23 protein-coding genes, 1 tRNA gene and 1 other RNA gene are annotated in these 21,536 nt (G+C 52.4%); 8 read left to right on the forward strand and 17 right to left on the reverse strand.

Annotated elements, in window-relative coordinates; genetic code table 11:
* Positions 1–23: 23 nt before the first annotated feature.
* Both AC2JC8_RS06620 and AC2JC8_RS06625 read right to left on the reverse strand, forming a co-directional pair.
* Positions 24–458, reverse strand: a complete 435-nt coding sequence (locus AC2JC8_RS06620) for a hypothetical protein (protein WP_484400754.1) — start codon at positions 456–458, stop codon at positions 24–26.
* A gap of 199 nt (positions 459–657) precedes the next feature.
* Positions 658–900, reverse strand: a complete 243-nt coding sequence (locus AC2JC8_RS06625) for a hypothetical protein (RefSeq protein WP_255132140.1) — start codon at positions 898–900, stop codon at positions 658–660.
* 96 nt (positions 901–996) lie between these two features.
* Between AC2JC8_RS06625 and AC2JC8_RS06630 the strand changes: the two genes are divergently transcribed.
* Positions 997–2,175: a glycosyltransferase gene (locus AC2JC8_RS06630; protein WP_484594399.1), complete on the forward strand. Its 1,179-nt coding sequence runs from the start codon at positions 997–999 to the stop codon at positions 2,173–2,175.
* 65 nt (positions 2,176–2,240) lie between these two features.
* A complete protein-coding gene (locus tag AC2JC8_RS06635; RefSeq protein ID WP_484594400.1) occupies positions 2,241–2,960 on the forward strand; it encodes a sugar transferase in 720 nt (239 codons plus the stop codon).
* Here the strand turns inward: AC2JC8_RS06635 and cbiB are convergent.
* From cbiB to AC2JC8_RS06660, 5 genes are read right to left on the reverse strand one after another with little or no spacing between them, the layout of a single operon-like run.
* Positions 2,957–3,952 (reverse strand): adenosylcobinamide-phosphate synthase CbiB, encoded by a 996-nt coding sequence (gene cbiB, locus AC2JC8_RS06640; protein WP_484594401.1) that lies wholly within the window; start codon positions 3,950–3,952, stop codon positions 2,957–2,959. The genes AC2JC8_RS06635 and cbiB overlap by 4 nt on opposite strands.
* A complete protein-coding gene (gene ilvC / locus AC2JC8_RS06645; RefSeq protein ID WP_295533763.1) occupies positions 3,934–4,929 on the reverse strand; it encodes a ketol-acid reductoisomerase in 996 nt (331 codons plus the stop codon). Before ilvC ends, cbiB begins: the two co-directional genes overlap by 19 nt.
* Positions 4,930–4,976: 47 nt before the next feature.
* Positions 4,977–5,579 (reverse strand): ATP-dependent Clp protease proteolytic subunit, encoded by a 603-nt coding sequence (locus tag AC2JC8_RS06650; RefSeq protein WP_255132151.1) that lies wholly within the window; start codon positions 5,577–5,579, stop codon positions 4,977–4,979.
* A gap of 50 nt (positions 5,580–5,629) precedes the next feature.
* Positions 5,630–6,295: an ATP-dependent Clp protease proteolytic subunit gene (locus tag AC2JC8_RS06655; protein WP_484400749.1), complete on the reverse strand. Its 666-nt coding sequence runs from the start codon at positions 6,293–6,295 to the stop codon at positions 5,630–5,632.
* Positions 6,296–6,319: 24 nt separating this feature from the next.
* Entirely contained in the window at positions 6,320–7,390 is a 1,071-nt protein-coding gene (locus AC2JC8_RS06660) for a PIN/TRAM domain-containing protein (RefSeq protein ID WP_295475666.1), read from the reverse strand.
* 45 nt (positions 7,391–7,435) lie between these two features.
* Here AC2JC8_RS06660 and hemW point away from each other — a divergent pair, with 45 nt between their 5' ends.
* Positions 7,436–8,680, forward strand: coding sequence for a radical SAM family heme chaperone HemW (gene hemW / locus AC2JC8_RS06665; protein ID WP_484594402.1), 1,245 nt, complete (start codon positions 7,436–7,438; stop codon positions 8,678–8,680).
* On the opposite strand, the gene panB is transcribed toward hemW, so the two are convergent.
* Positions 8,600–9,415, reverse strand: a complete 816-nt coding sequence (gene panB, locus AC2JC8_RS06670; RefSeq protein WP_484419868.1) for a 3-methyl-2-oxobutanoate hydroxymethyltransferase — start codon at positions 9,413–9,415, stop codon at positions 8,600–8,602. The two genes, hemW and panB, sit on opposite strands and share 81 nt — an antisense overlap.
* Positions 9,416–9,421: 6 nt before the next feature.
* Here panB and ffs point away from each other — a divergent pair.
* Positions 9,422–9,518: signal recognition particle sRNA small type (gene ffs / locus AC2JC8_RS06675), an RNA gene on the forward strand.
* On the opposite strand, the gene ftsZ is transcribed toward ffs, so the two are convergent.
* The 5 genes from ftsZ to miaB all read right to left on the reverse strand — a co-directional run bounded on the left by ftsZ (position 9,518) and on the right by miaB (position 14,470).
* Positions 9,518–10,681: a cell division protein FtsZ gene (gene ftsZ / locus AC2JC8_RS06680; protein ID WP_484400746.1), complete on the reverse strand. Its 1,164-nt coding sequence runs from the start codon at positions 10,679–10,681 to the stop codon at positions 9,518–9,520. The two genes, ffs and ftsZ, sit on opposite strands and share 1 nt — an antisense overlap.
* 126 nt (positions 10,682–10,807) lie before the next feature.
* The gene (locus tag AC2JC8_RS06685) at positions 10,808–11,617 is read right to left on the reverse strand and encodes a cell division protein FtsQ/DivIB (RefSeq protein WP_484400744.1); all 810 of its coding nucleotides are present in this window, start codon (positions 11,615–11,617) and stop codon (positions 10,808–10,810) included.
* 7 nt (positions 11,618–11,624) lie between these two features.
* Positions 11,625–12,035: a hypothetical protein gene (locus AC2JC8_RS06690; protein ID WP_484400743.1), complete on the reverse strand. Its 411-nt coding sequence runs from the start codon at positions 12,033–12,035 to the stop codon at positions 11,625–11,627.
* Positions 12,032–13,087 (reverse strand): D-alanine--D-alanine ligase family protein, encoded by a 1,056-nt coding sequence (locus AC2JC8_RS06695; RefSeq protein WP_484594404.1) that lies wholly within the window; start codon positions 13,085–13,087, stop codon positions 12,032–12,034. Before AC2JC8_RS06695 ends, AC2JC8_RS06690 begins: the two co-directional genes overlap by 4 nt.
* 33 nt (positions 13,088–13,120) lie before the next feature.
* The gene (miaB, locus tag AC2JC8_RS06700; protein WP_484400742.1) at positions 13,121–14,470 is read right to left on the reverse strand and encodes a tRNA (N6-isopentenyl adenosine(37)-C2)-methylthiotransferase MiaB; all 1,350 of its coding nucleotides are present in this window, start codon (positions 14,468–14,470) and stop codon (positions 13,121–13,123) included.
* A 104-nt stretch (positions 14,471–14,574) separates the two neighbouring features.
* Between miaB and AC2JC8_RS06705 the strand changes: the two genes are divergently transcribed.
* Positions 14,575–15,609 carry a dipeptide epimerase gene (locus tag AC2JC8_RS06705; protein ID WP_484400741.1) on the forward strand — a complete coding sequence of 345 codons (1,035 nt, stop codon included), beginning with the start codon at positions 14,575–14,577 and terminating at the stop codon, positions 15,607–15,609.
* The gene (locus AC2JC8_RS06710) at positions 15,609–16,664 is read left to right on the forward strand and encodes an N-acetyltransferase DgcN family protein (RefSeq protein ID WP_484400759.1); all 1,056 of its coding nucleotides are present in this window, start codon (positions 15,609–15,611) and stop codon (positions 16,662–16,664) included. Before AC2JC8_RS06705 ends, AC2JC8_RS06710 begins: the two co-directional genes overlap by 1 nt.
* A 1-nt stretch (position 16,665) precedes the next feature.
* Here AC2JC8_RS06710 and AC2JC8_RS06715 read toward each other — a convergent pair.
* Positions 16,666–16,738: transfer RNA gene (locus AC2JC8_RS06715), tRNA-His, on the reverse strand.
* 51 nt (positions 16,739–16,789) lie between these two features.
* Here AC2JC8_RS06715 and AC2JC8_RS06720 point away from each other — a divergent pair.
* Both AC2JC8_RS06720 and AC2JC8_RS06725 read left to right on the forward strand, forming a co-directional pair.
* Positions 16,790–17,179: a DUF4359 domain-containing protein gene (locus AC2JC8_RS06720; RefSeq protein WP_484400739.1), complete on the forward strand. Its 390-nt coding sequence runs from the start codon at positions 16,790–16,792 to the stop codon at positions 17,177–17,179.
* Positions 17,169–18,509, forward strand: a complete 1,341-nt coding sequence (locus AC2JC8_RS06725) for an FAD-binding oxidoreductase (RefSeq protein WP_484400738.1) — start codon at positions 17,169–17,171, stop codon at positions 18,507–18,509. Before AC2JC8_RS06720 ends, AC2JC8_RS06725 begins: the two co-directional genes overlap by 11 nt.
* 8 nt (positions 18,510–18,517) lie before the next feature.
* On the opposite strand, the gene AC2JC8_RS06730 is transcribed toward AC2JC8_RS06725, so the two are convergent.
* The 3 genes from AC2JC8_RS06730 to AC2JC8_RS06740 all read right to left on the reverse strand — a co-directional run bounded on the left by AC2JC8_RS06730 (position 18,518) and on the right by AC2JC8_RS06740 (position 21,535).
* Positions 18,518–18,988 carry a pentapeptide repeat-containing protein gene (locus tag AC2JC8_RS06730; protein ID WP_484419866.1) on the reverse strand — a complete coding sequence of 157 codons (471 nt, stop codon included), beginning with the start codon at positions 18,986–18,988 and terminating at the stop codon, positions 18,518–18,520.
* 133 nt (positions 18,989–19,121) lie between these two features.
* Positions 19,122–20,333, reverse strand: coding sequence for a bifunctional folylpolyglutamate synthase/dihydrofolate synthase (locus AC2JC8_RS06735; RefSeq protein WP_484594403.1), 1,212 nt, complete (start codon positions 20,331–20,333; stop codon positions 19,122–19,124).
* Between the two features lie 5 nt (positions 20,334–20,338).
* On the reverse strand, positions 20,339–21,535 hold the full coding sequence (locus AC2JC8_RS06740; RefSeq protein WP_484400734.1) for an acetylornithine/succinylornithine family transaminase: 1,197 nt from the start codon (positions 21,533–21,535) through the stop codon (positions 20,339–20,341).
* Position 21,536: the final 1 nt, after the last annotated feature.

Below are 21,536 nucleotides of genomic sequence, written 5' to 3' on the forward strand. Positions count from 1 at the left end.
TAAAAACAAGAGTGTTGATCTTATTAGTTGCAGCCCTGCACTGAAATCCTATAGCTAAATCCAGTGCTTCCAGGATCTGCGCTAGCACCGATTTTGAAATTTATTTGGCTAACTGTTTTGCCTTGCACCGCATTAAATGGACCAAACATCGCTCCACTTCCCATCGGTGGTGTGATCAATTCATTAACTACTTGAAGGTTTGTTCCATCGCTAAATTTTAGAAATGCTTGCACTGGATATCTTGCTTTTTCGGTGGATTGTGCTGTAAAAAATAGTTTGTAGTTGCTGAAAGCTTGATTCACAGCGAAATCTGTATTCCAATTTGTGCGACCTAGGGCAATTCCAATTGGCGATAATTTTGGCGCCCCAACTCTTTTAACAACTGTTGTATTCCCGCCGCCGCCAATGGGGCTTAAGAAGCTGCATAACTGTGCTCGAACAGCTATGGGCTGCAACATAATTCCTGCGAAAATACCTGTTAAGCAGGTCTTGAACAACGCTTGCAAATAATTCACAGTTTTAAAATCAGGATTTTGGTGGTGGAGTTTTAGTATCGCTTGGTTTCAGGAACACAAATACGGTTCCCGCGATAACGATTAGCACCAATACGGTGCCCCCGAGTAAAGGTAGCAGGAGTGACTGATCCATTTAAGTAGTTTAGCTATGAAACAGTAATACAAGCCCTTGGCTCAACTGATGAAATTCTCTTTCCTCCCGACTCAAATCAATACCTACCGCTAAGCCCTCCTGCAATGCTTGCTCAAAGGGGGGCTGAGCTGGAATCTGTTTATCTGTCCAAAGAGCTGCGATACCCACTGAGGTGGCATGCCACTGGAACCGCTCCGTAACCCAAATAGCAGGTTCCGTTAGGGCCTCTTCCAGCAGGGAGCGCAGGGGCAAGTTGTTAATTCAACTAGCCCTTAGCCTGCCCCTAAAAAAGCTCAGCCGCAACTTAGCTTGAGCTTTTGTTGTGGAGTGCGCCTACTCTCCACGGCGATGAGCATTTTCCCTTTTCCCACGGCATTGGTGCACGAATGGTTCAGCCCCCGCTCAGCGGGCGGTGCTGAATTGGTGGTGCAGCAGCTGGATGCACTTTTGCAACCCCAACTTTTCAGCCTGGTGGATGCCGAATCCTCTTGCTCCAGTAGTTGGCTCGCGGGGCGTTCAATACGCACTTCATTCATCCAGCGGTTGCCTTTTGGCAAGAGCCATGTGCAGCAATATTTGCCACTACTACCTCTGGCAATAGAGCAACTCAACCTTGAGGGCTTTCCTTTGGTGATGAGCAGCAGCCATCTTGTTGCAAAGGGAGTGCTCACCAGCCCGGAGCAGCTGCACGTTAGTTACGTGCATACCCCCGTTCGTTATGCCTGGGATCAGATGCATGCCTATCTTCAGGCTTCCCAGTTGGCGCAGGGGCCCCTTGGGCCTTGGGTGCGCTGGCAACTGCATCAATTGCGTATGTGGGATGTGCTCAGCGCTATGCGGCCGAATCATTTAATTGCTAACTCCCGTTTCAGTGCTCAAAGGATTTCCCGTTATTGGGGGCGTTCTGCAACGGTTCTTCCACCCCCTGTTGCAGTGGAAAGGTTTGATTGGCAACAGCAGCGGGAAGCTTTTTATCTATGTGTTTGCAGGTTGGTGCCGTATAAGCGGGTAGATCTTGTGGTGCGCGCCTGTGCTGCCCTCAACCTGCCGCTGGTGGTGGTGGGAGATGGCCCAGAGCGGAAGCGCTTAGAGGCCATGGCCAAAACCAATACGCGTTTCCTTGGTTATTGCCCCGCGGCAGAGGTGGAACAACTGATGGCCCGCTGTCGCGCCTATGTATTTGCAGGTGTTGAGGATTTCGGCATCGCTCCAGTTGAGGCGATGGCAGCTGGTGCACCGGTTATTGGTTTGGGTCGAGGTGGATTAAGAGATTCGGTGCTCTGTATCAAGGAAAATGCTGCCACTGCAACAGGTTTATTGTTTCCAGATCAGGAACTGGCTTCATTGCAAGCTGCTTTAGCTGCTTTTGAAGATGGCCAACTCTGGAGGTTATTGCCAGCTGAGCGCTTGCGTTGTCATGCCGAAACCTTTGCACCCCAGGTATTTAGAACTCGTTTGCAGTTATTGCTGCAAAAACTGTGGGACAGCCACAATCACGATCCTTTCGCTGCTGTGCCTGTGGTTTAGCTGACCCAATTGCTCTGGTGGCGGTTGCATTGATTTGTACGGTTAATGAAATTCATTCGGTGCTAATGCTCGCGCGTTTGCCCAAATCTTTTAGTTCCCATAAGCCATCAAATGTTCTAGAGCTTAGTAATAGTTCTCTAGCTGTTTTAAGAAGATACCCATTGCGTCCTGGCGCTGGACTTAAGCGCACTGGAGATATTTTATTTGCCTTCACATTACTCAGCATTGGTTTACCGCTAATACTTGCGATTTCTCTATTGGTAAAGCTCACATCCAGGGGGCCTGTCTTTTACACGCAGGAGCGCATTGGCAGGAGATACCACCGTTTTGGTTGTATTAAATTTCGCACAATGCAGGTTGATGCGGATAAACGTTTGCAGGCTCTTCTTGATAGTTCGGAAATGCTTAGGCAGGAATTTGCTCGCGATCACAAGTTAAAAAATGATCCTCGCATTACGCCAATTGGTTCATTTTTAAGGACAACCAGCTTAGACGAATTGCCTCAATTATTAAATATCTTGCTTGGTGAAATGAGTGTTGTTGGCCCTAGGCCAATAGTACAAGATGAAATTCGTAGATATGGTTCTGCTATGAATGAAGTGCTTTCTGTGCGCCCTGGCCTCACTGGCCTATGGCAGGTTTCAGGGCGCAATAACCTCACCTATAGGCGCAGGGTGCAGCTAGATTTGAATTATGTGCGTCGCCACACTCTACTAATTGATTTTCTGATCATTCTACGAACGGTTGGCGTTGTGCTATTTTCCTCTGATAAAGGCGCTTACTAAAATAGTAACAACAATGATAACAATAATAATATAGTAATAATAACAATAACAAGCCATCGCAGCGCAATAATTTTATTTAGGCGCAGGATTTCAAATATATCAGCGGCCTGAACCTCTCTGCCATTTTGATTAAGTAGCGGTTTAATAATTTCAACCCCTTCGTAATGATTAACGCCTCCCATTTTTATTCCAAGCCTATAGGCGTAAGCAGCTTGGGATACCCCAGCGTTTGGAGATGGATCAGGTTTGCCATCTCTAAGTGCAGCGCGCAGCTGCCCAAGGCTTAGGGCCACAAGGCGGCAGGGTAACCAAACCAACAAATCATCAAGCCGCGCCCCTGCAGTGCCAAGCCACCGCAATTTTCCAGTGCGATAGCCAAGCATTGAATCCAAAGTGCTGCTTGCTTTAAATCCCCAAGCCAAGGCCAATGGCCCCGGAGCGCCCATGAACCCAGCGCACCACAGAACGGCCCCCAACAGCAGCCAAAATAGTGGCGCAAATAAGCCATCTACTGAATTTTCACTGGCGGTTTCAGCTGTTGCCCGCAGGATTTCGCTGCTATCAAGCCCTGCTGTATCGCGACCAACAAGCCAGCTCAATTGTTTGCGGGCAAGGGGAAGATTCTCCGGTTGCTGCCCCAAAGCTGCCAATACATCTCCCGTTGCTACGGCCAGGCTGCGCCCCGCAAGGGCGCTGGCCATTCCAATAATTAATAAGGGGCTTGTAGCTGGCTGCCATATCGCTAGGCGCTCGATCCCCCAACCAGCGGCAAGGCTGCCCCCCACCAGCAGAGCGGTGATCGCAAAGCCCGCTAAGCGCAGCCTCCAGGTGTTTTCTCCAGCCCAGGCTTCTGCCCAAATACGCAAGAAGGCAATGGCCGCACCCATTGCCATTACCGGGTGGTAGCAGCGTTTCGGATCCCCCAGCAGCCGATCGAGGCCACTGGCAAGAACCACCAGTAGCAGTGGCCAGATCAGGCCGTTTTCAGCCAACTGAACATCGAGCGCAGGCCAGTGCCCACCTGCTCAATTGGGTGCTGGCTATCGCGCAGACGAATTTTGTTCATTTCTGGCTTGCCGGCATCGCACTCGGCCACGAAGTTGCGCGCGAAGGTGCCATCTTGAATATCGCTGAGAATTCGCTTCATTTCCGCCTTGGTATCGGCTGTGATCAAGCGCGGACCACTTACATAGTCGCCGTATTCAGCTGTATTGGAGATTGAATCTCGCATCGCAGTGAGGCCGCCCTTCACCATTAGATCAACGATTAGCTTCACCTCGTGCAGGCACTCGAAATAGGCCAGCTCGGGCTGATAACCAGCCTCCACAAGGGTTTCGAATCCAGCTTTTACCAATTCGCTAAGGCCGCCGCAAAGCACGGCCTGTTCGCCAAAGAGGTCTGTTTCAGTTTCTTCTTTGAAGTTGGTTTCTAAAATGCCGGCGCGGGTTCCGCCGATGCCCTTGGCATAGGCCATGGCCAGCTCGCGAGCATGACCGCTGGCGTCTTGATGGATGGCAAATAAAGCCGGTACGCCCATGCCGTTTTGATATTCCCAGCGCACGGTGTGGCCAGGCCCCTTTGGAGCGATCATCACCACATCCACATCTGTTGGGGGTTTGATCAATTCGAAACGGATGTTGAAGCCGTGGGCAAAGCTCAGAATTTTGCCTGCACTGAGATGGGGGGCTATTTCAGCGTCGTAAACAGCCTTCTGGAATTCATCGGGCAGCAGCACCATGATCCAATCGCCCTTGGCGCAGGCATCGGCCACACTCAACACTTCCAAACCGTCTGCTTTCGCTTTTTCGGCTGAGCGGCTGCCTTCATAAAGGCCCACCACCACATCAACGCCACTGTCTTTTAAGTTCAGCGCGTGGGCGTGGCCTTGGGAGCCGTAACCGATGATGGCTACCGTTTTAGCGTTGAGCAGATCAAGATCAGCGTCGTTGTCGTAGTAGAGGGTGGCCATTCGGAGTAACGGGCGGCATAAAAACTGAGCCTACCCAAACGCCCCTCTTAGGCCTCGCTTGGGTTGCTGATCACCCGATCGATTAGGCCGTATTCCAGCGCTTCTGCGGCACTGAGGAAATAGTCGCGGTCGGTGTCTTTTTCCAGCTTTTCTAAGTTTTGACCTGTCATTTCGGCTAATTGTTGATTTAGCTGATCTTTGAGGCGCAGAATTTCACGGGCTTCGATTTCAATGTCGCTTGCTTGCCTTTGGCTGGTGCCACCTAGGGGTTGGTGAATCATGATTCGACTATGGGGCAAGGCAAGCCGTTTCCCCTTAGTGCCTGCAGCTAATAGGAATGCCCCCATGGATGCCGCAAGCCCTACGCAAATTGTTACCACATCTGATTTCACATATTGAATAGTGTCGTAAATAGCAAGCCCTGCTGTTACTGAGCCGCCGGGAGAATTGATGTAGAGATAGATCGGTTTGCTGCTGTCGTCTGAATCTAGATAAAGCATTTGAGCTACCAAGGCATTGGCAACCCCATCGTTTACCTCTTGGCCAAGAAATAAAATTCGCTCCACACCGAGGCGGGTGTAAATATCAACCCAACGCTCGTATTGGCTGCCGGGAAGGCGGTAAGGAACACTGGGGGTACCGATTGGCATGGTGATTAATAAGTGGGTTGGTGGTTTCTAAACGGCTTCATGGCGAAGCGTTAGCTGGGAAGATCTTTACGGCTGTTCAAGACCCGATCAATCAAGCCATATTCGAGTGCTTGCTGGGGTGTGAGGTAGGTCATGCGGTCTGAATCTTCTGCTAGTTGTTCGGGGCTGCGGCCGGTATTTACAGAAAGCATCTCAAGCATTGTGCGCTTGTTTTGCAGCACTTCTTTAGCCCTAATTTGAATATCGGTGGCTTGTCCCCTGGCGCCACTGCGGGGTTGATGCAGCACGATTGAGGCATTAGGTAATGAAGCCCGTTGCCCCTTGGTGCCTGCAGAAAGAATCATTGCGGCAGTTCCCATGGCCTGGCCGATGCAAATTGTGTGCACAGGTGGTTTCACGTATTTAATCGTGTCGCAGATTGCAAAAGCTTCGGTTTCAAAGCCGATCGCGTCTCCTGAATACCAACTGGTGCCAGTGGAATTGATATAAAAGAAAATCGGCTTATCAGGATTATCAAATTCAAGGTAGAGCAATTGGGCAATTATTAATTCAGTAACGTCTATACCCATTTGACGCTTTGCGTCATCGTCTGAAAACAGGGGTAAACCCAAATAAACGATGCGTTCTTTCAGCAGAAGAGAGGGCAGATCTGGGGGTGGTGTGCGGAATGAACTGCTTCCCCCTTCTGAATAGGGAGCTGATACTGCCGAAACCATCAAATAACTGCGAAGGCAACGAGCCTAGCGAGGGTCGGTGGCACGGGCGAACACCATCCGCCCCGCAGGAGTTTGCAAGGCCCCTGTTACCGCCACCTCTCGCCTTTCGCCAATGCTGCTGCGGCCCCCTTCCACCACCACCATCGTGCCGTCTTCCAAATAGCCCACTCCTTGTTGTGGTTCCTTGCCCTCCCGCACGATCTTTAGTTGCAGCAAATCACCGGGTTGCACCTCAGGCCTAAGCCTGATTACCAATTCACTGAGATTGAGGGGCCGTATGTTTTGCACTTGAGCTACCTGGGCCAAGTTGTAGTCGGTGGTGAGAAGCAACCCGTTTGTATCTGCTGTGAGTTTCAATAATTTTTCATCTACTCCAGACCCCTCATAACGGGTGTTATTCACCACAAGCCGCCGGCCATATTGCTGACGCATTTCAGTAAGTAATTTCAAACCGCGGCGACCCTTACCTCTTTTTTCGGCATTACCGGAATCAGCAAGTTGCTGCAATTCATCAATTACGCATTGGGCCACGATCACCTGGCCTTCCAAAATGCCGCAATCAACCAAACCTTGCACCCTGCCATCAATAATCACGCTGGTATCAAGGATTTTGGGGCTTGCTGGTTGCAACACCCCATCAGCCACCAGCAGGGCTTCATTGCTACTCGGTATAAATAAACGCAGCAGGGTTCTGCCATGCACCTCGGCCAAGTTGTAGCCGCTTACCCCGAAAAACACATTGCTCAGCACCGCCGCCAGCGGTTTTACAAATCCCACCTCCCAGGGCAGGGGCAACAACAAAATTGGAGCCAGCAGCAGATTTGCAACCAACAAACCAAGAATTAAACCCACTGCCCTGCTGATTAATAAATCAGTAGGCATAGTGCGCACCTGAGTCATTAATTTTTGGCGCAATTGCTGAAATAACAGCCCTGCCACAACACCAAAAAGGGCGCCAAAGCACCCCAATACCAAGCGCAGCCCGTCCATATTGGTGACCTGCAGCAGCAGTCTGTCTGGCAGCAAATCCACCCCCAGCCAGCCAGCGGCAGCGCCGGAAACCAAAAACAGCAGCAGGATCAGTGCATTCACCAGGGCAACTGTATTCACATGAGTGTGCCGCTTCCGCTCCATCGGCGCATGCCACGCAGTTTGTATGTGCATATCCCCTTTTGCCATCGCCGTTGCTTTTATTGCGATTTCCCGGTGGTTCCCCTTGGTGATCACGCTTCTGGAGCCACATCAGGCTCCGTTAACAACTATCTCCAGCAGCTCTATTGCGATCTAGATGCTGCCCCTTTCGGCCCCCCCCTTTCCACTGTTTATATCGGAGGTGGCACCCCTTCATTGCTTTCCGTAGCCCAAATCAGTGGCCTGCTCGATCGGGTGGAAAGTAAATGGGGCTTAGCGGCAGATGCAGAAGTAACGCTGGAGATTGATCCCGCCAGTTTTGATCAGGCTTGGCTTCAGGCGGTATTGCAACGGGGGATAAATCGCTGCAGCCTTGGTGGGCAGAGCTTTAACGATGAGGCGCTCAAGCGGCTGGGGCGCCGCCATAGCGCTGCCCAGTTGCGTCAATGCTGCGCTTGGTTGCGTGAGGCTGAACTGGCAGGTCTTTTATGCAGCTGGAGCCTTGATTTGATTTTGAATCTGCCCGAGCAATCGGCTCATAACTGGCAAGAGGAACTCAGCGATGCCCTACGGGAAAAGCCCCCCCACCTTTCCATCTACGACTTAATAATTGAACCAGGCACAGTTTTTGAGTGGCGTGAACGCAGGGGAGATTTGCAACTGCCTGATCTAGATAGCGCCGCTGAACGCTTGGAATACACCCATGGGCGCCTTGCTTCTATGGGCTATGGCCACTACGAAATAAGCAATTGGGCCATGCCAGGCCACAGTTCACGGCATAACCGGGTGTATTGGGGTGGAGCGGCTTGGTGGGCCCTTGGCCTTGGGGCCACCGCTGGTGCCGGTGCCGAACGGCTGGCGCGTCCGCGCACTAGGGATGCCTATGGCCAGTGGCTTCTGCAGCAGCCTGGCCAGCAGGTGGCAGCAGGTATTCATTTGGGATCCTTGCCCCCTCTAGAAGATCTGCTGCTGGTGGGGCTCAGGCGCCGAGAGGGGGTGAATCTGAACTGGCTCGAGGCAAGTGGCGCCTGGTGCGGTGATTCACCAATGGCGGAGGCGCTAAAGGAAGTGCTGGCCCCGTGGCTAGCCCAAGGCCTAGTGGAACTGGGGCGCGAACGTTTACGGCTGCTGGCGCCTCAAGGCTTCAACCTCAGTAATGCTGTGTTGAGAGATTTATTCGCCTGGTTGCAACGAGGCAACCCACCCCTTGAGGGCTTCGCTGAAGAGTTGCCTGCCCGGCAACAAAGCGCTTGAAAATGGAGGTTGCGCAGCTGTAAGGCCGAGTAAGTCGGCGGTTACCCGCACCTGCCCATCACAGTTGTTGCCGGCACCGATGCCAATTACTGGCAGCTGTAATTCGCGCCTCAATTGGCCCGCCAGAGTGTCTGGAATGTGCTCCAGCACAAGGGCAAAACAGCCTGCTTGCTCAAGTTCGTGGGCTTTGCGTAGTAGCCGCTCCTGGGCCACTGGATCGGTGGCTTGGCGGCGATAACCGAGTTGCCTTACCGATTGGGGTGTTAGCCCTAGATGCCCCATTACCGGTATGCCGCTACGCACCAAACGGCTGATCACTTCAAGCGTTTCAGGTTCCGCCCCCTCTAACTTCACGCCAAGACAATTTGTTTCTTTGATAAAACGACCAGCTGCCGCCATTGCTCGATCAGTGCCGCATTGATAGCTCAAAAAAGGTAAATCACACACCATGGGCGTGTGGGTTAAGCCTCTATCAACCGCTGCAGCGTGCTGCAGCATCGCTTCAAGCGTTACGGGCAAGGTGGTGGTATGGCCCAGAGCCACCATGGCAAGAGAATCCCCCACCAGCACTAAATCAACCCCCGCGGCTTCAGCCCATTGGGCACTCATTGCATCCCATGCCGTGAGCACACTTATGGGCACACGCTCCTGCTTCAGGCGTAGCAGTTGATTGCCCAGTAGGGGAGGGGTGAGGCTCAAGGCGGAGGGGCTGCCAGTGCCTGCTATTGCTAACATGAGAGCGATTCGGATCCATGCGGCTCCGACGCCTAAATCTGGTCAGATCCGGAAGGCAGCAGCCACACGGGATGCTCGAAGCAGGCGTGGACTCCGGGTCACCTAATTCTCAGCGCGATTTTGGCGTTGGAGCAGAAAAGAAGGAATTCGAACTCCACTGCCGTCGGCTTCATCTCCGTTGCGGCTCGAATTGCTGGATCCAGTTTCAAGCAAGCTGTTTTGCGCTAAACGTTTGGGAACGTAGATACCACCACCTTCAAATCCAGTGGCAATCACCGTTACATGGATCTCACCTTCCAACTGATCATCAACAACAGCGCCAACAATGATGTTTGCTTCCGGATCCACCACGTCGTAGATCACTTCAGAAGCGGTAGTCATGTCTTCCAAGGTCATGTCGCGGCCGCCACTGATATTGATCACAACACCCTTAGCTCCATCAATGCGAGCTGATTCCAGCAAAGGGCTACTCATCGCAGCCATGGCTGCCTCAGTTGCCCGCGAGCGACCTGAACCGATGCCAATTCCAAGCAATGCGGTGCCGGCGCAGGCCATCACTGAGCGCACATCGGCAAAATCCACATTCACCAGGCCTGGTTTTGTGATGATGTCGCTGATGCCTTTAACGCCACTGCGCAGCACTTCATCTGCGGCACGAAATGCTTCCTGCAAGGGAGCTCCCGAAATTGAATCCCGCAGTCGATCATTTGGAATCACGATCAACGTATCTACGTGCTCAGCTAGGCGAGCGATACCTTCTTCCGCCTGACGCATGCGCTTACGGCCTTCAAAGGTGAAGGGTTTTGTAACGATGCCAACGGTGAGAGCTCCAGATTCCTTGGCTACTTCCGCAACAATCGGTGCAGCGCCAGTGCCGGTGCCGCCGCCCATGCCAGCGGTGATAAAAACAAGGTCGGTGCCCTCAAGGGCTTGCTGTAATTCGATTCTTGATTCCTCTGCTGCTTTCTGGCCGATCGCTGGATTGCCGCCTGCACCAAGGCCGCGGGTGAGCTTCATGCCGAGCTGCACCCTTTGATTTGCTGATGCATTTAACAGAGCTTGGGCATCGGTATTGAGCACCCAAAAGCCCACGCCATGCAGATCAGAAGCGATCATGCGATTTACGGCATTACTGCCCCCACCGCCAACACCGATTACTTCAATCCGCGCGCTTTGGCTTGGCACAATTCCTTGCCCAGCTATGGAGCCATTTTCAGCTGTTGAGCCACGACCTGGCGCTGCAGATTTAGGATCTAAGATATCCATTCTGGCACTATGAATGATGATGCTTTGATTATCCCAGACCTGCCGCTTATACACAAATTTTTTGGTTACAAACGCTGCAATTTCTCTGCTGCTTGTGTGGGTTTCCAAGTTAAATCTAGATTAATATTAATTTGGATCACGTTTAAGAGGAGCCGCCATAACCAGTTCGGGATGCTCAGGGTCGCTTAGATCCAATGCCTTAGCCCCAAGAGCTCCCGGCGCCCGTTTTAACTCCTTGGATAGATGGCTGAGCACCTGCACTCTCCGGCCAAGCCTCTCATCGAGGGGGCCAAAGCGCACAGCTCCCAGCTTGCTGCTCACCACCCAAAGATCGCCATTTGCTTCAAACCTGAGTTCCCGCACATCAGCTTCTTTAGGTAGCAACCCAATCAGCAGCTCCAAGCTGGGTTGATAACGGCTTTGCCAGCCCACCACCTTGAGATTTGGTAGTGCAGCCCCCATCGCCCCAGCCTGTTGCCTCGGGCTAATCCATCTACCGGTGCGATCGATAAAACCCTGCTCTGAACCGCCAATTCCATTGCGTTGTGCCTTTGCAACGGCAGCTCGTTCACTCAAAGTGATTACAAGGCGGGGCGGAAGCATTTGCCGCTGCATCAGCACTTGATCCACCGGTAATGCAGCGCTGATTCGTTGCTTGATAAGGGCTGGATCCAGTTGTAAAAGGGGAAGAGGGAAAGTGATGCCGGTTGCCCGCAACACCTGCTCGCGGTTTAGGTCTGGGGCCCCTTGCACCGTTACCTGGTTGGGGCTGCGCAAGATCCAGGCTTGCTTGATCACGAGCCAACTGAGGCCGCCGCTGATCGCAACTAAAGCAAGTAGTCGCCATAGCTGGGCCAGGATATTAAGGCGTTTAGTACGCCTTAATTCTTTGCGCCGTTGCACTCCTTCAGAGGGGTTTTGATTGCTTTTTTCCACCACCACTTCAGAGCTCGCAGCGAGACCGACTCATCAATTCGCCAATCCACCTGCGGGCCCTTTCGGCGTCAGAAAAAGGTAAGTCGTATTCGCGGCCGTTACCTATCAACCTGAGGCGGCAGGCGCCATGGCTTTCATCAGTTAACGGTGCATCACCTGATCCTAAAGAGAGCAATTCCACCAATTCCAATTTCGACACTGGTAGAGATCCTTGGGCTTTAAAAGTGCCCGCTTCAAAACTGCTCCATTCCAAGCAGCCATCTTTGAGTCGGGCGGCTCCACCGCCATCCAGTTTGGATAATTCAGCCCCTGCAGCCCATTCGATGAAAAGTCTTTGGCGCCGCCGCTCTAACCAGCCAAGGGCGGCAAGAACCACAAAAGCAACTAGGAGTGGCAGCCAAAGCAATCCTTGATTCATCTAGCTAGCTCCAGCAATTTATGCACTAGGTCGGGCAGGGGGATCCCGCTTGCAAACCAAAGCATGGGATACATGCTCAAATGCGTAAAACCTGGCAACGTATTGATTTCATTTATTAAAAGTCGTTCTGTTGTTTCTTCGTAAAACAGATCAACGCGGCTGAGGCCACTTGCGCCCACTGCCTGGAGTGCTGAAATCGCCAATTTTTTAGCTTGGGCCGCCACTTGCTCTGGAACTTGAGCTGGAATTATCGGTTGGCTATGACCTTCTGAATATTTCGTGTCGTAGTCGTACCAATCGGCGTCAAAACAAATTTCCCCCACCACAGAAGCTTGCAGCTGCTCACGGCCCAATACGGCGCATTCCAATTCCCTCACCTTGAGCCCCTGTTCCACCACAATTCGCTGGTCGTAGCTAGCGGCTAGCTCTAATCCAGCCCACAACTCCTCGCGGTTGTTGGCTTTACTAATCCCCACCGAGGAACCAAGGTTGGCAGGTTTAATGAAACAGGGATAGCCAAGGGCTTGCTCTAGCCGGCTTAGCAGCTGCTCTTTATGCGCTAGTTCCGCTGCAGTAACTGCTTGATAAGGCCCTTGCGGTAGCCCCGCCGCCGCAAAAGCTGCTTTCATTGCCAATTTGTCCATACCCACGGCGGAACCCAGCACGCCAGAGCCCACAAAAGGCACCTGCATCAAGCTAAATAATCCCTGAATTGTGCCATCTTCACCATTGGGGCCGTGAAGCACTGGAAACCAACAATCCACCTCTAAAGCTCCCTCAGGAAAACCTTGAAAGCCCTCTCGCTTGCTAACGCCAGCCAACTTGGTTGTGTCTGCAGGCTGCTTGCTTGCAAGAACCGCCTTCGCTACAGATTCTCCCCACCAGCGCCCTTGTTGATCGATATAAAAACAACGCAATTGATAGCGCTCTGGGTTTAATCCCTCACTTAAACCTTGCTTCACGGTGCAGGCAGACCTTATTGAAATCGCGTGTTCCCCAGAATTACCACCAAAAATCAACCCCACCACTATTGGCTCAAGGCTGGCTTTCACTGCGCTGGTATTCACAAAACCTTTGCCGGGGCCTCAAATTACCAGTGCTGCTTCAGCCATGGGGGTACCAGTAAGAGAAAAAGCTCGCGCAGCTTCGATTTTTACTGGCACCGTATTTCCAGGCTGATAGCCATTGGCGCTGAAAAAAGTGAGTCGATTAGTGCGGGTGCGGCCCATTAATTGTTGCGGATCTTTAGGGTTAATAGCCTCTGCTAAAACCTCTACGGAGCGTCCTAGATAGCGATTGCTGCACTCCAGCGCCGTTTTTCTCACCAATAGATTTAATTCCTCCAGGCGCTCTACTTTTACCGCCTCTTCCACTTGATCTGGCCAATTGGCAGCTGGTGTATGGGGCCGCGGAGAGTATGCAGCGGTATTTACTAAATCAAAACCAATTTCAGCCACAAGCGAAAGGGTGCGCTGGAATTGGGCGTTGCTTTCACCTGGAAAACCAACGATCGCATCAGCGCTGATGGCTGCATTTGGCATGCGGCTGCGAATTTGATCAACAATGCGGCGATAGCGATCAATGCTGTAGCCCCGGGCCATCGCCTTCAGCAATTCGTTATCACCACTTTGAAATGGCACATGGAAATGTTCACAAACTTTGCTCAGATTGAAGCAAGTTTCAATTAAACGTTCGGTAAAATAACGTGGATGGCTAGTGGTAAAACGGATGCGTTCAATGCCATCTACATCATGAATGTAATGCAATAAATCAGTAAGGGTATGCTCTCTGCGTCCCTCCTGGGTGATGCCTGGTAGATCGCGGCCATAGGCATCGATGTTCTGGCCAAGCAGAGTTATTTCTTTATATCCCCTGGCGGCTAATAACTCGATTTCGGCCCGAATCGCCTTGGGTTCCCGCGATTGTTCCACGCCTCGCACCGCTGGTACAACGCAGTAAGTGCAGCGTTCATTGCAGCCGTAGATCACATTTACCCAAGCGCAGAGATCGCTATCTCTGCGAGCTGTTGTTATATCTTCAAGGATGTGATTTTCATCAGTAGCTAATACTTGTTGGCCATCTTCTACCTTATCTAAAAGTGTTTGCAATCTATTAACGTGCTGAGGCCCCATTACAAGATCTAATTCCGGCACTCGCCTCAATAGGGCAGCTCCCTCCTGTTGAGCAACGCAACCTGCAATAACTAAAATGAGATTTGGGTTTTGGCGTTTACGGATCGCCTGACGGCCCAAATAGCTGTAAACCTTTTGCTCTGCACTATCTCGAATTGAACAGGTGTTGTAGAGCACCAGATCTGCATCCGCTTCCGCCCCACCTGGGCGATATCCCATGGTTTCGAGGATCCCTGCCATGCGTTCGGAATCCGCTTTATTCATCTGGCAACCAAAGGTGGTGATCCAGTAGGTGCGGTTCATGGGCTTAGGAAAAAGGTGATCAGCAAACTCCAGTGTTAACTACCGCCGTTAACGAGGCAGTATCCATGGCAGGGTGAAACCAGTGGGTCTTTGCGGTTGCATTCATGGGTTGGCAGCTGAGTCGCTTTGCGCTCACAAAGCAGGTGCCCCTAACCATCAGCCGAGGCACCACAGCAAAAGTGGAGCATTTGTTGCTGGAATTCAGCTATGGCGGCTGCACCGGCCGCGGCGAAACCGGTGGATTTGATACCGGCCAGCGTTGTTATGACACTGCCGCATTAGAGCAGGAATTACAGCAATGGCTCCCCTCTCTAGGGGCTGCCGCACCACCCCCGCGCCAGGAGTGGAGATCAATTCTGGCGCCCCTTAGCCCCCCTGCCCGTTGCGCTGTGGATCTAGCCCTGCACGATTGGTGGGGTAAACAAATGGGATATCCCCTTTGGCAGCTATGGGGTTTGGGGCTTGATCGCCTTAAACCAACCAGCATCACCCTTGGGCTTGGCAGTGTGGAAGAAATGCTGCAACGCCTCACAACTTGGCGCTGCATGTTGCCCGCCACCAGGGTGAAACTCAAGCTCGGTAGCCCCGCCGGCGTAAGCCACGATCAAGCCCTGGTGGAAGCCCTGGTGCCGCACCTGGCTGGAGCCGAGTTGCAGGTGGATGCCAATGGGGGCTGGGATCTTGAAACAGCCAAATTTATGTTGCCCTGGCTTGTTGATCGCGGCGTGGTTTTAGTGGAGCAACCTCTGCCAGCTCGTAGTGGCGATGAGCAAGATTTTGCTGCGCTGCATGGGCTTGCCCCCATTGCAATAGTTGCAGACGAAAGTTGTTGGGGCATTGAAGATATGTTGCGCTTGGCCCCTTATGTGCAAGGGGTGAATTTGAAATTACTCAAAACCGGAGGGTTAACAGATGCCTTTTTTATGGCTCAGTTGGCGCAACATCTCAATTTAAATTTGATGCTTGGTTGCTATTCAGATAGCAGTTTGCTGAATGGGGCGGCGGCCCAGCTGTTGCCATTGGTGGAATGGCCAGATCTCGATTCCCACCTAAATCTGATCAACGACCCCTTTCTTGCTCCGCCCCGACAGGGAGATCTTCTGATGCCAAGCCAGCTGCCAGGTATTGGGGTTCCGTGATGTTGGCTGCTAACTCTCCGGTACTGCTGTTGCAGCACAACGGCCTTACAAGCCTTTCTGGCAAAACCGGATTGGCTTTTTTGCGATACCGGCAGGGGCCTGTTGTGGCAGTGCTCGATCCCTCCCAAGCTGGCGCCGATTTGCCTTTGCTCACCGGAATACCAAGGCCGGTGCCCATCGTGGCTTCCGTTGCGGAGGGGATGGTTTACGGCCCCCAGGTGGCGGTGGTGGGGTTGGCCCCTTCAGGAGGGCAGCTGCAAAAAGAGTTGCGCAGAAGCGTGGCGGAAGCCTTGCAGGCAGGGCTCAGTGTGGCTAGTGGTTTGCACACCAAGCTCGCCACTGATCCAGAATTTGCCGCCTTGCTGCAACCGGGGCAATGGATTTGGGATTTGCGTGTGGAACCAGCCCAACTCCAAGTGGCGGCTGCCCGTGCCGCGGCATTGCCCTGCAGGCGGGTGTTATTTCTTGGCACCGATATGAGTGTGGGGAAAATGAGTACAGCCCTAGAGCTCACCGCTGCTGCCCTCAGTCAAGGGCTTGATGCCAGATTTGTTGGTACCGGCCAGGCGGGGATTTTGATTTCAGGTGCTGGGGTAGCCCTCGATGCGGTGCGGATCGATTACGCCGCAGGCGCAGTTGAGTTTGCCCTGTTGCAAACAGCTGCAGGGGCAGGACCGGCCGCGATTGTTTTTGTGGAGGGGCAAGGATCTTTTTGCCATCCAGGTTCAAGCGCCAGCTTGCCCTTGTTGAGAGGTAGCCAACCCACGGATTTGGTAATGGTTCATAGGGCGGGCCAAGGGGCGATTCGTGGTTTACCTGAAGTGCCTCTGCCCCCCCTTTGTGAGTTGATTAAAAGCTGTGAAACCCTTGGTTCATTTGCTATTCCAAATGGAAATGTGGCCCCAAAAGTAAGGGCGGTAGCTCTTAATACAGCGCATCTAGGGCCATTGGAAGCGGAAATGGCCATTAAAGAAATTTCCATGCAAACGGGTTTACCCTGCGCTGATCCCGTTCGCGGGGGTGCCCAGTTACTGCTTAGAGCTTTATTAAGTTGAGGGCGAGCGAGGGGACTCGAACCCCCGTATGGCGGCACCACAAGCCGCTGCCTTAACCACTTGGCGACGCCCGCCGCGGGTACAAAATCTACCAGTTAGGCCGCAGCAATTAAATGGATCAAGCCATGCCAAAACCCTTGGGTTTCCTGTTGGTAGGCGTTGGGGTGTTGCTTGCCATCACAAATCCAGGGCCCACAGAATTTCAAGAGTTTGCGGGAAAAAAACTCGCGGAAGAAGCAGTGGCGGAATTTTGTAAACCGGGGGGCTTGCCAATGGTGGTGCAACTTGTGGTGCAAAACTGCCCAGAGTTGATACGCGCCCAACAAAAGCCGCTTGGAGCGCTAGCTTCCCAATTCAGCAAGCGTATAAATCTTGGTTTGTTCAGTTTTTACAGCACCGAAGTGGCGGGTGCTCAGTTATTGCCTCAGTTGGCCTTGCCTGGTTATGAATTGAAAACCATTGCAATGGCAGGTAATTTTTTAGTAATTAGCGCTTCTGAACGTAATGCTCCCTGAAGCCCTTAGAGCAGTTTTCATCGCTGGTTGCGCCGGCCTTGAGCTGGTGGAGCACGGACCTGCTCTAGAGCGTTTATCCCATGATCAATTTGGCTTTTCGCCTCTGCTTCAGCCGCAGTTGCAGCATTGCTTAGCGGATGTTGTGGTGCGGGTGCAACGATCTCAAGAGGTGTTGCAAGTTGCAGCCCTTTGCTACCGGCTGCAACTTCCGCTCACGGTTCGTGGGGCGGGCACCGGTAACCACGGCCAGTGTGTGCCATTGCATGGCGGAGTTGTGCTTGATACCTCTGGTTTGAATCAAGTGCGCAGTTTTGATCCGGTTAACGGTTTGCTGATTGCAGAGCCAGGTTGCCGTTTGCTTGATTTGGATGAATGGCTACAACCGCAAGGCTGGGCCCTGCGCTTAGCCCCCAGCACTTGGCGTAGCTCCACCCTTGGCGGTTTTATTGCTGGTGGTTCGAGCGGGGTGGGCAGCTTGCGCTGGGGTTTATTACGGGAGCCAGGCAATTTGCTTGGGCTAGAGGTGGTAACGCTTGAGGCGGAACCTCAACTCCTGCAATTGGATGCAGCGCAGGCCCAGGCCCTTAACCATGCCTATGGCAGCAATGGCATCTTTACGGCGGTAACGATCCCTACGGTGCCTTGGCAAAACTGGCAGGAGCTGGTGCTGGAGTTACCTGATCGCCCAGCAGCATTGGCTTTGGGCGAGAAACTAAGCGCTGCGGCATTGGAAATAGACGCGCTTTGCTACCTAGAGCAGCGTCTAGCCAAGCAGATGCCACCCCTGCCCAAGCTTGCGGCCGCCCAAGGTGATCGCTTGCTTTTGCTGGCGAGCCCTAACGCAGTGCCAGTTATTGAGCAGCTCACAACAAAAGCAGGGGGATCGCTGTTATGGCAAAGGCCCCAGTGGCCCCCCAAAGGTTTGTTGTTGCGTGAACTGTGTTGGAACCACACCACCTTGCAGCTGCGGGCTGTAGATCCTCTAGTTACCTACCAATTGGTATTACTACCGGAATCGGAATTAGCTTTTATCGAACTGATTGATAAGCAATGGCCCGGATGGTTGTATTGGCATCTGGAACGGTTGCGTGTAAGCGGTAAAGCCCGCTGGGTGGGCCTACCCCTGTTTCGCTGGCAAGGGGAAGACCAGTTCAAGGCACTCAACACAGCAATGGCCGCAGCTGGGGGTTTGATTTTTAATGCCCATGCCCTCACTGTGGAAGACAGCGGTTTGGGCATTGTGGATGGGGATCAGGTGGCGGCAAAGCAAGCAAATGACCCCAAGGGTTTATTAAATCCAGGTAAATTGCGTGGATTTAATAAAAAATAAGCTTGTTTCTAAGGGCAGTTGAGGCTGCTGCGGGTGTCGATTCCGCTTTTGCTATTTGTGCCACTTGCCCGACGGCAAAGAAGTTTTAAATCATCACGATCTAGCAGAGCCTCACTAAAATCAGCCCCTTCAATCTCTGCATTCGCAAAACTGCTGCCGCTGGCGATTACATTTGTTAGGTTGCTATTTTTTAAATTTGCCTCACTAAAATCAGCTCTATCCATCAGTGCGTCGCTTAGATCAGCCCCTTCAAAATTAGCCCCGCTGAATGATCCTTGGGTAAAAATTGCCCCTTGTAAATTTGCGCCAGAGAAATCAGCTCCTCTAGCAAGAGCGCCAGCAAATGAACTTCCTTCTAAATCCTGATTTTCAAAATGACCATTGCTTTGGTTTGTAAGCGTGTAATCAGTTTTCTCTAAATAACTTGAGGTAGCTATAGCCGTTTCTGCATTAAAATTCAATGTTAACAATATTATCACCAGTGCTAATGCTGTAGCATAAAAGCTGAAGAAAGCCAATAATTTGATTAAGGCTTTATTTAAACTTTGCATTTTAGAGCCTTGAGCAATTCTCGCTAAGCTCAGCCTACATGTTTAATTAAATTTTTCTCATTTAACTGTTCTTATTTAACTGTTCCCATAGAGCGCTTAACAAATAAAGAGAACCTGCAATCACTGGTGTAGCGCCAGGGGCCAGCAGTGCCTCGAGCCCTTCTGCTGCATTGCTTGCTTGTTGAATTTGGCTGCAGCGATGTGGCAAGCCAGCCCTTAACTCGGCAGCACTCCAGCTTTGGTGGTTTGGTAGAGCCAAAATCCAGGCTTGATCGTTGCTGCCAAGCAAGGTTTTAACAATTTCAAGGCCTTGTTTATGGCGCTGTATCCCCAGTAACCAGCGCCGTGGTTGATCACACAACTCTTGCCGTAAGGCTGCTGCCGCTGGCTGGTTATGGGCCCCATCAAGCAATAGTTTGCGACCGCGCCATTCCAGTTGTTCCAATCGGCCTGGCCAACGGGCAGTTGCTAAGCCCTTATTTATGGCGGCTTCACTTATTTTCCAGCCCCGTTCATTTAAAGCTGCAGCCATGCCCATCGCTACGGCTCCATTTGAACGCTGCCAACGGCCCCCCAAAGCTAGGGGCTGCTCATTCGCTAATGGCGCCACCCAACGCAGTTGGGTGTGGCTAGCGGCCGCTCGCTGTTCCAGTACTTCAGCTACCTCGTTCAGTTGCAGGGCACTGATTGCAATAGTTCCAGGCTTAAATACCCCAGCTTTTTCCGCGGCAATCTGCTCCAAGCTGTTACCTAGATATTCGCAGTGATCTAAGCCAATGCTGCCAATACCTACAACGGAGCGATCGCTGTGGGCGGTGGTGGCATCGAGGCGGCCCCCAAGGCCCACCTCCAACACTGCAAGATCGATCTTGGCATCAGCGCAGATGCTAAAAGTTGCGCCGGTTATTAATTCAAAAGGGGTGAGCTTATGGCTGGCGCCTAGGCCTTGCCAGCTGCGCAAGGCTTCACGTAATTTTTCAGGGTTAATCCAGTTGCCATCCAGCTCTAATCGTTCGCACCAACTCAGGAGATGGGGTGAGCGGTAGATCCCAGTGCGAATTTCTGCTGCTTTAAGCATCGCCCCAAGCATTGTGCAAATTGAACCTTTGCCATTGGTGCCCGCCACCTGCACCGCTGGAAAGCGCTGCTCCGGGTGCCCAGCATCAGCCAAAGCCGCCTGCAGCCGGTATAAACCAAGATCAACGCCTCGCTGTGAAAAAGGCTCCAGAAGATCTGAGAGCTCAACCGGATCAGGCAGTTGCAGAGGTTGCAAACGCTTTAAAACTTGGCAAGTGCCAGATCTAAGCGATGTAAGGCTTTGTTTAGCTCCCGGCCCGTAATTACAAGTGGGGGAACAAAACGCACCACCTGGGGGCCTGCCGGCACCAGCAGTAGTGCTTCAGCCATGGCCGCTTTCACCAATTCAGCAGCAGTAATTACGCCATCTCTTAGCAGCAAACCCTGGATTAATCCCCAGCCCCTCTCGCCACTTAAGAGGCGAGGCCATTTAGCCACTCGCTGGCTAAGGCCGTCCCGCAGCTGTTCACCTCTTTGCTGAACATTAAAAAGCAACTGGCGGCGGTCTAACTCTTGGGCCACGGTTAAGGCGGCACGGCAGGCAAAAGGGTTGCCACCAAAAGTGCTGGCGTGATCGCCGGGTTCAAATACAGCGCAGTGATTTTTAACAGCTAAAGCACCAATTGGGATTCCACCCCCTAGGCCCTTGGCGATTGTGAAGGCATCAGGTTCGATCCCCAGCTGCTCATAGCCCCAGAGGGTGCCACTACGGCCCATGCCCACCTGCACTTCATCGCTAATTAGAAGAAGTTGATGTTCGCTGCACAGCTGCCGCAATTCTTGAAAGAAAGCTGGATTACCTGGAATTACCCCTCCTTCTCCCTGTAGGGGTTCGATCAGCACAGCCACGGCCCGATCCTGATACTGCTGCAGGCTGGATTTAAAGCTATCGATATCGTTATAAGTGAAGTAGGCGAAGCCATCTGGCAAAGGCTCAAAGCCGCGGTGATATTTGTCTTGTCCGGTGGCAGTAACAGTGGCAAGCGTGCGGCCATGGAAGCTAGCGCGAGCGCTCAGCACCAGGGGGCGCTCGATTTGCCGCTTGCTGTGGCCGTATTTACGGGCCAGTTTTATTGCGGCTTCATTTGCTTCAGCGCCTGAATTGCAAAAAAACAGTTGATCGGCACAGCTGTGTTCTTGGAGCCAGGTGGCAAGTTCTTCCTGCTCTGGAATTTCGTAGAGGTTGGAAACATGTTGCAACTTGCCCAGTTGCCTAGATAAAGCTCTGCGTAATCGGCCGTTGCTGTGTCCCAGGGTGCAAGTGGCAATCCCTGCGACGCAATCGAGATACCAGCGACCGTCGCTGGCTTTTAGCCAAACGCCATTACCTTTTTCAATTTTTAGGGGGTAACGGCCATAGGTGGCCATCACAGCGGTAGATTTAGGGCTTGGGGGCATG

Source organism: Synechococcus sp. (assembly GCF_982614295.1).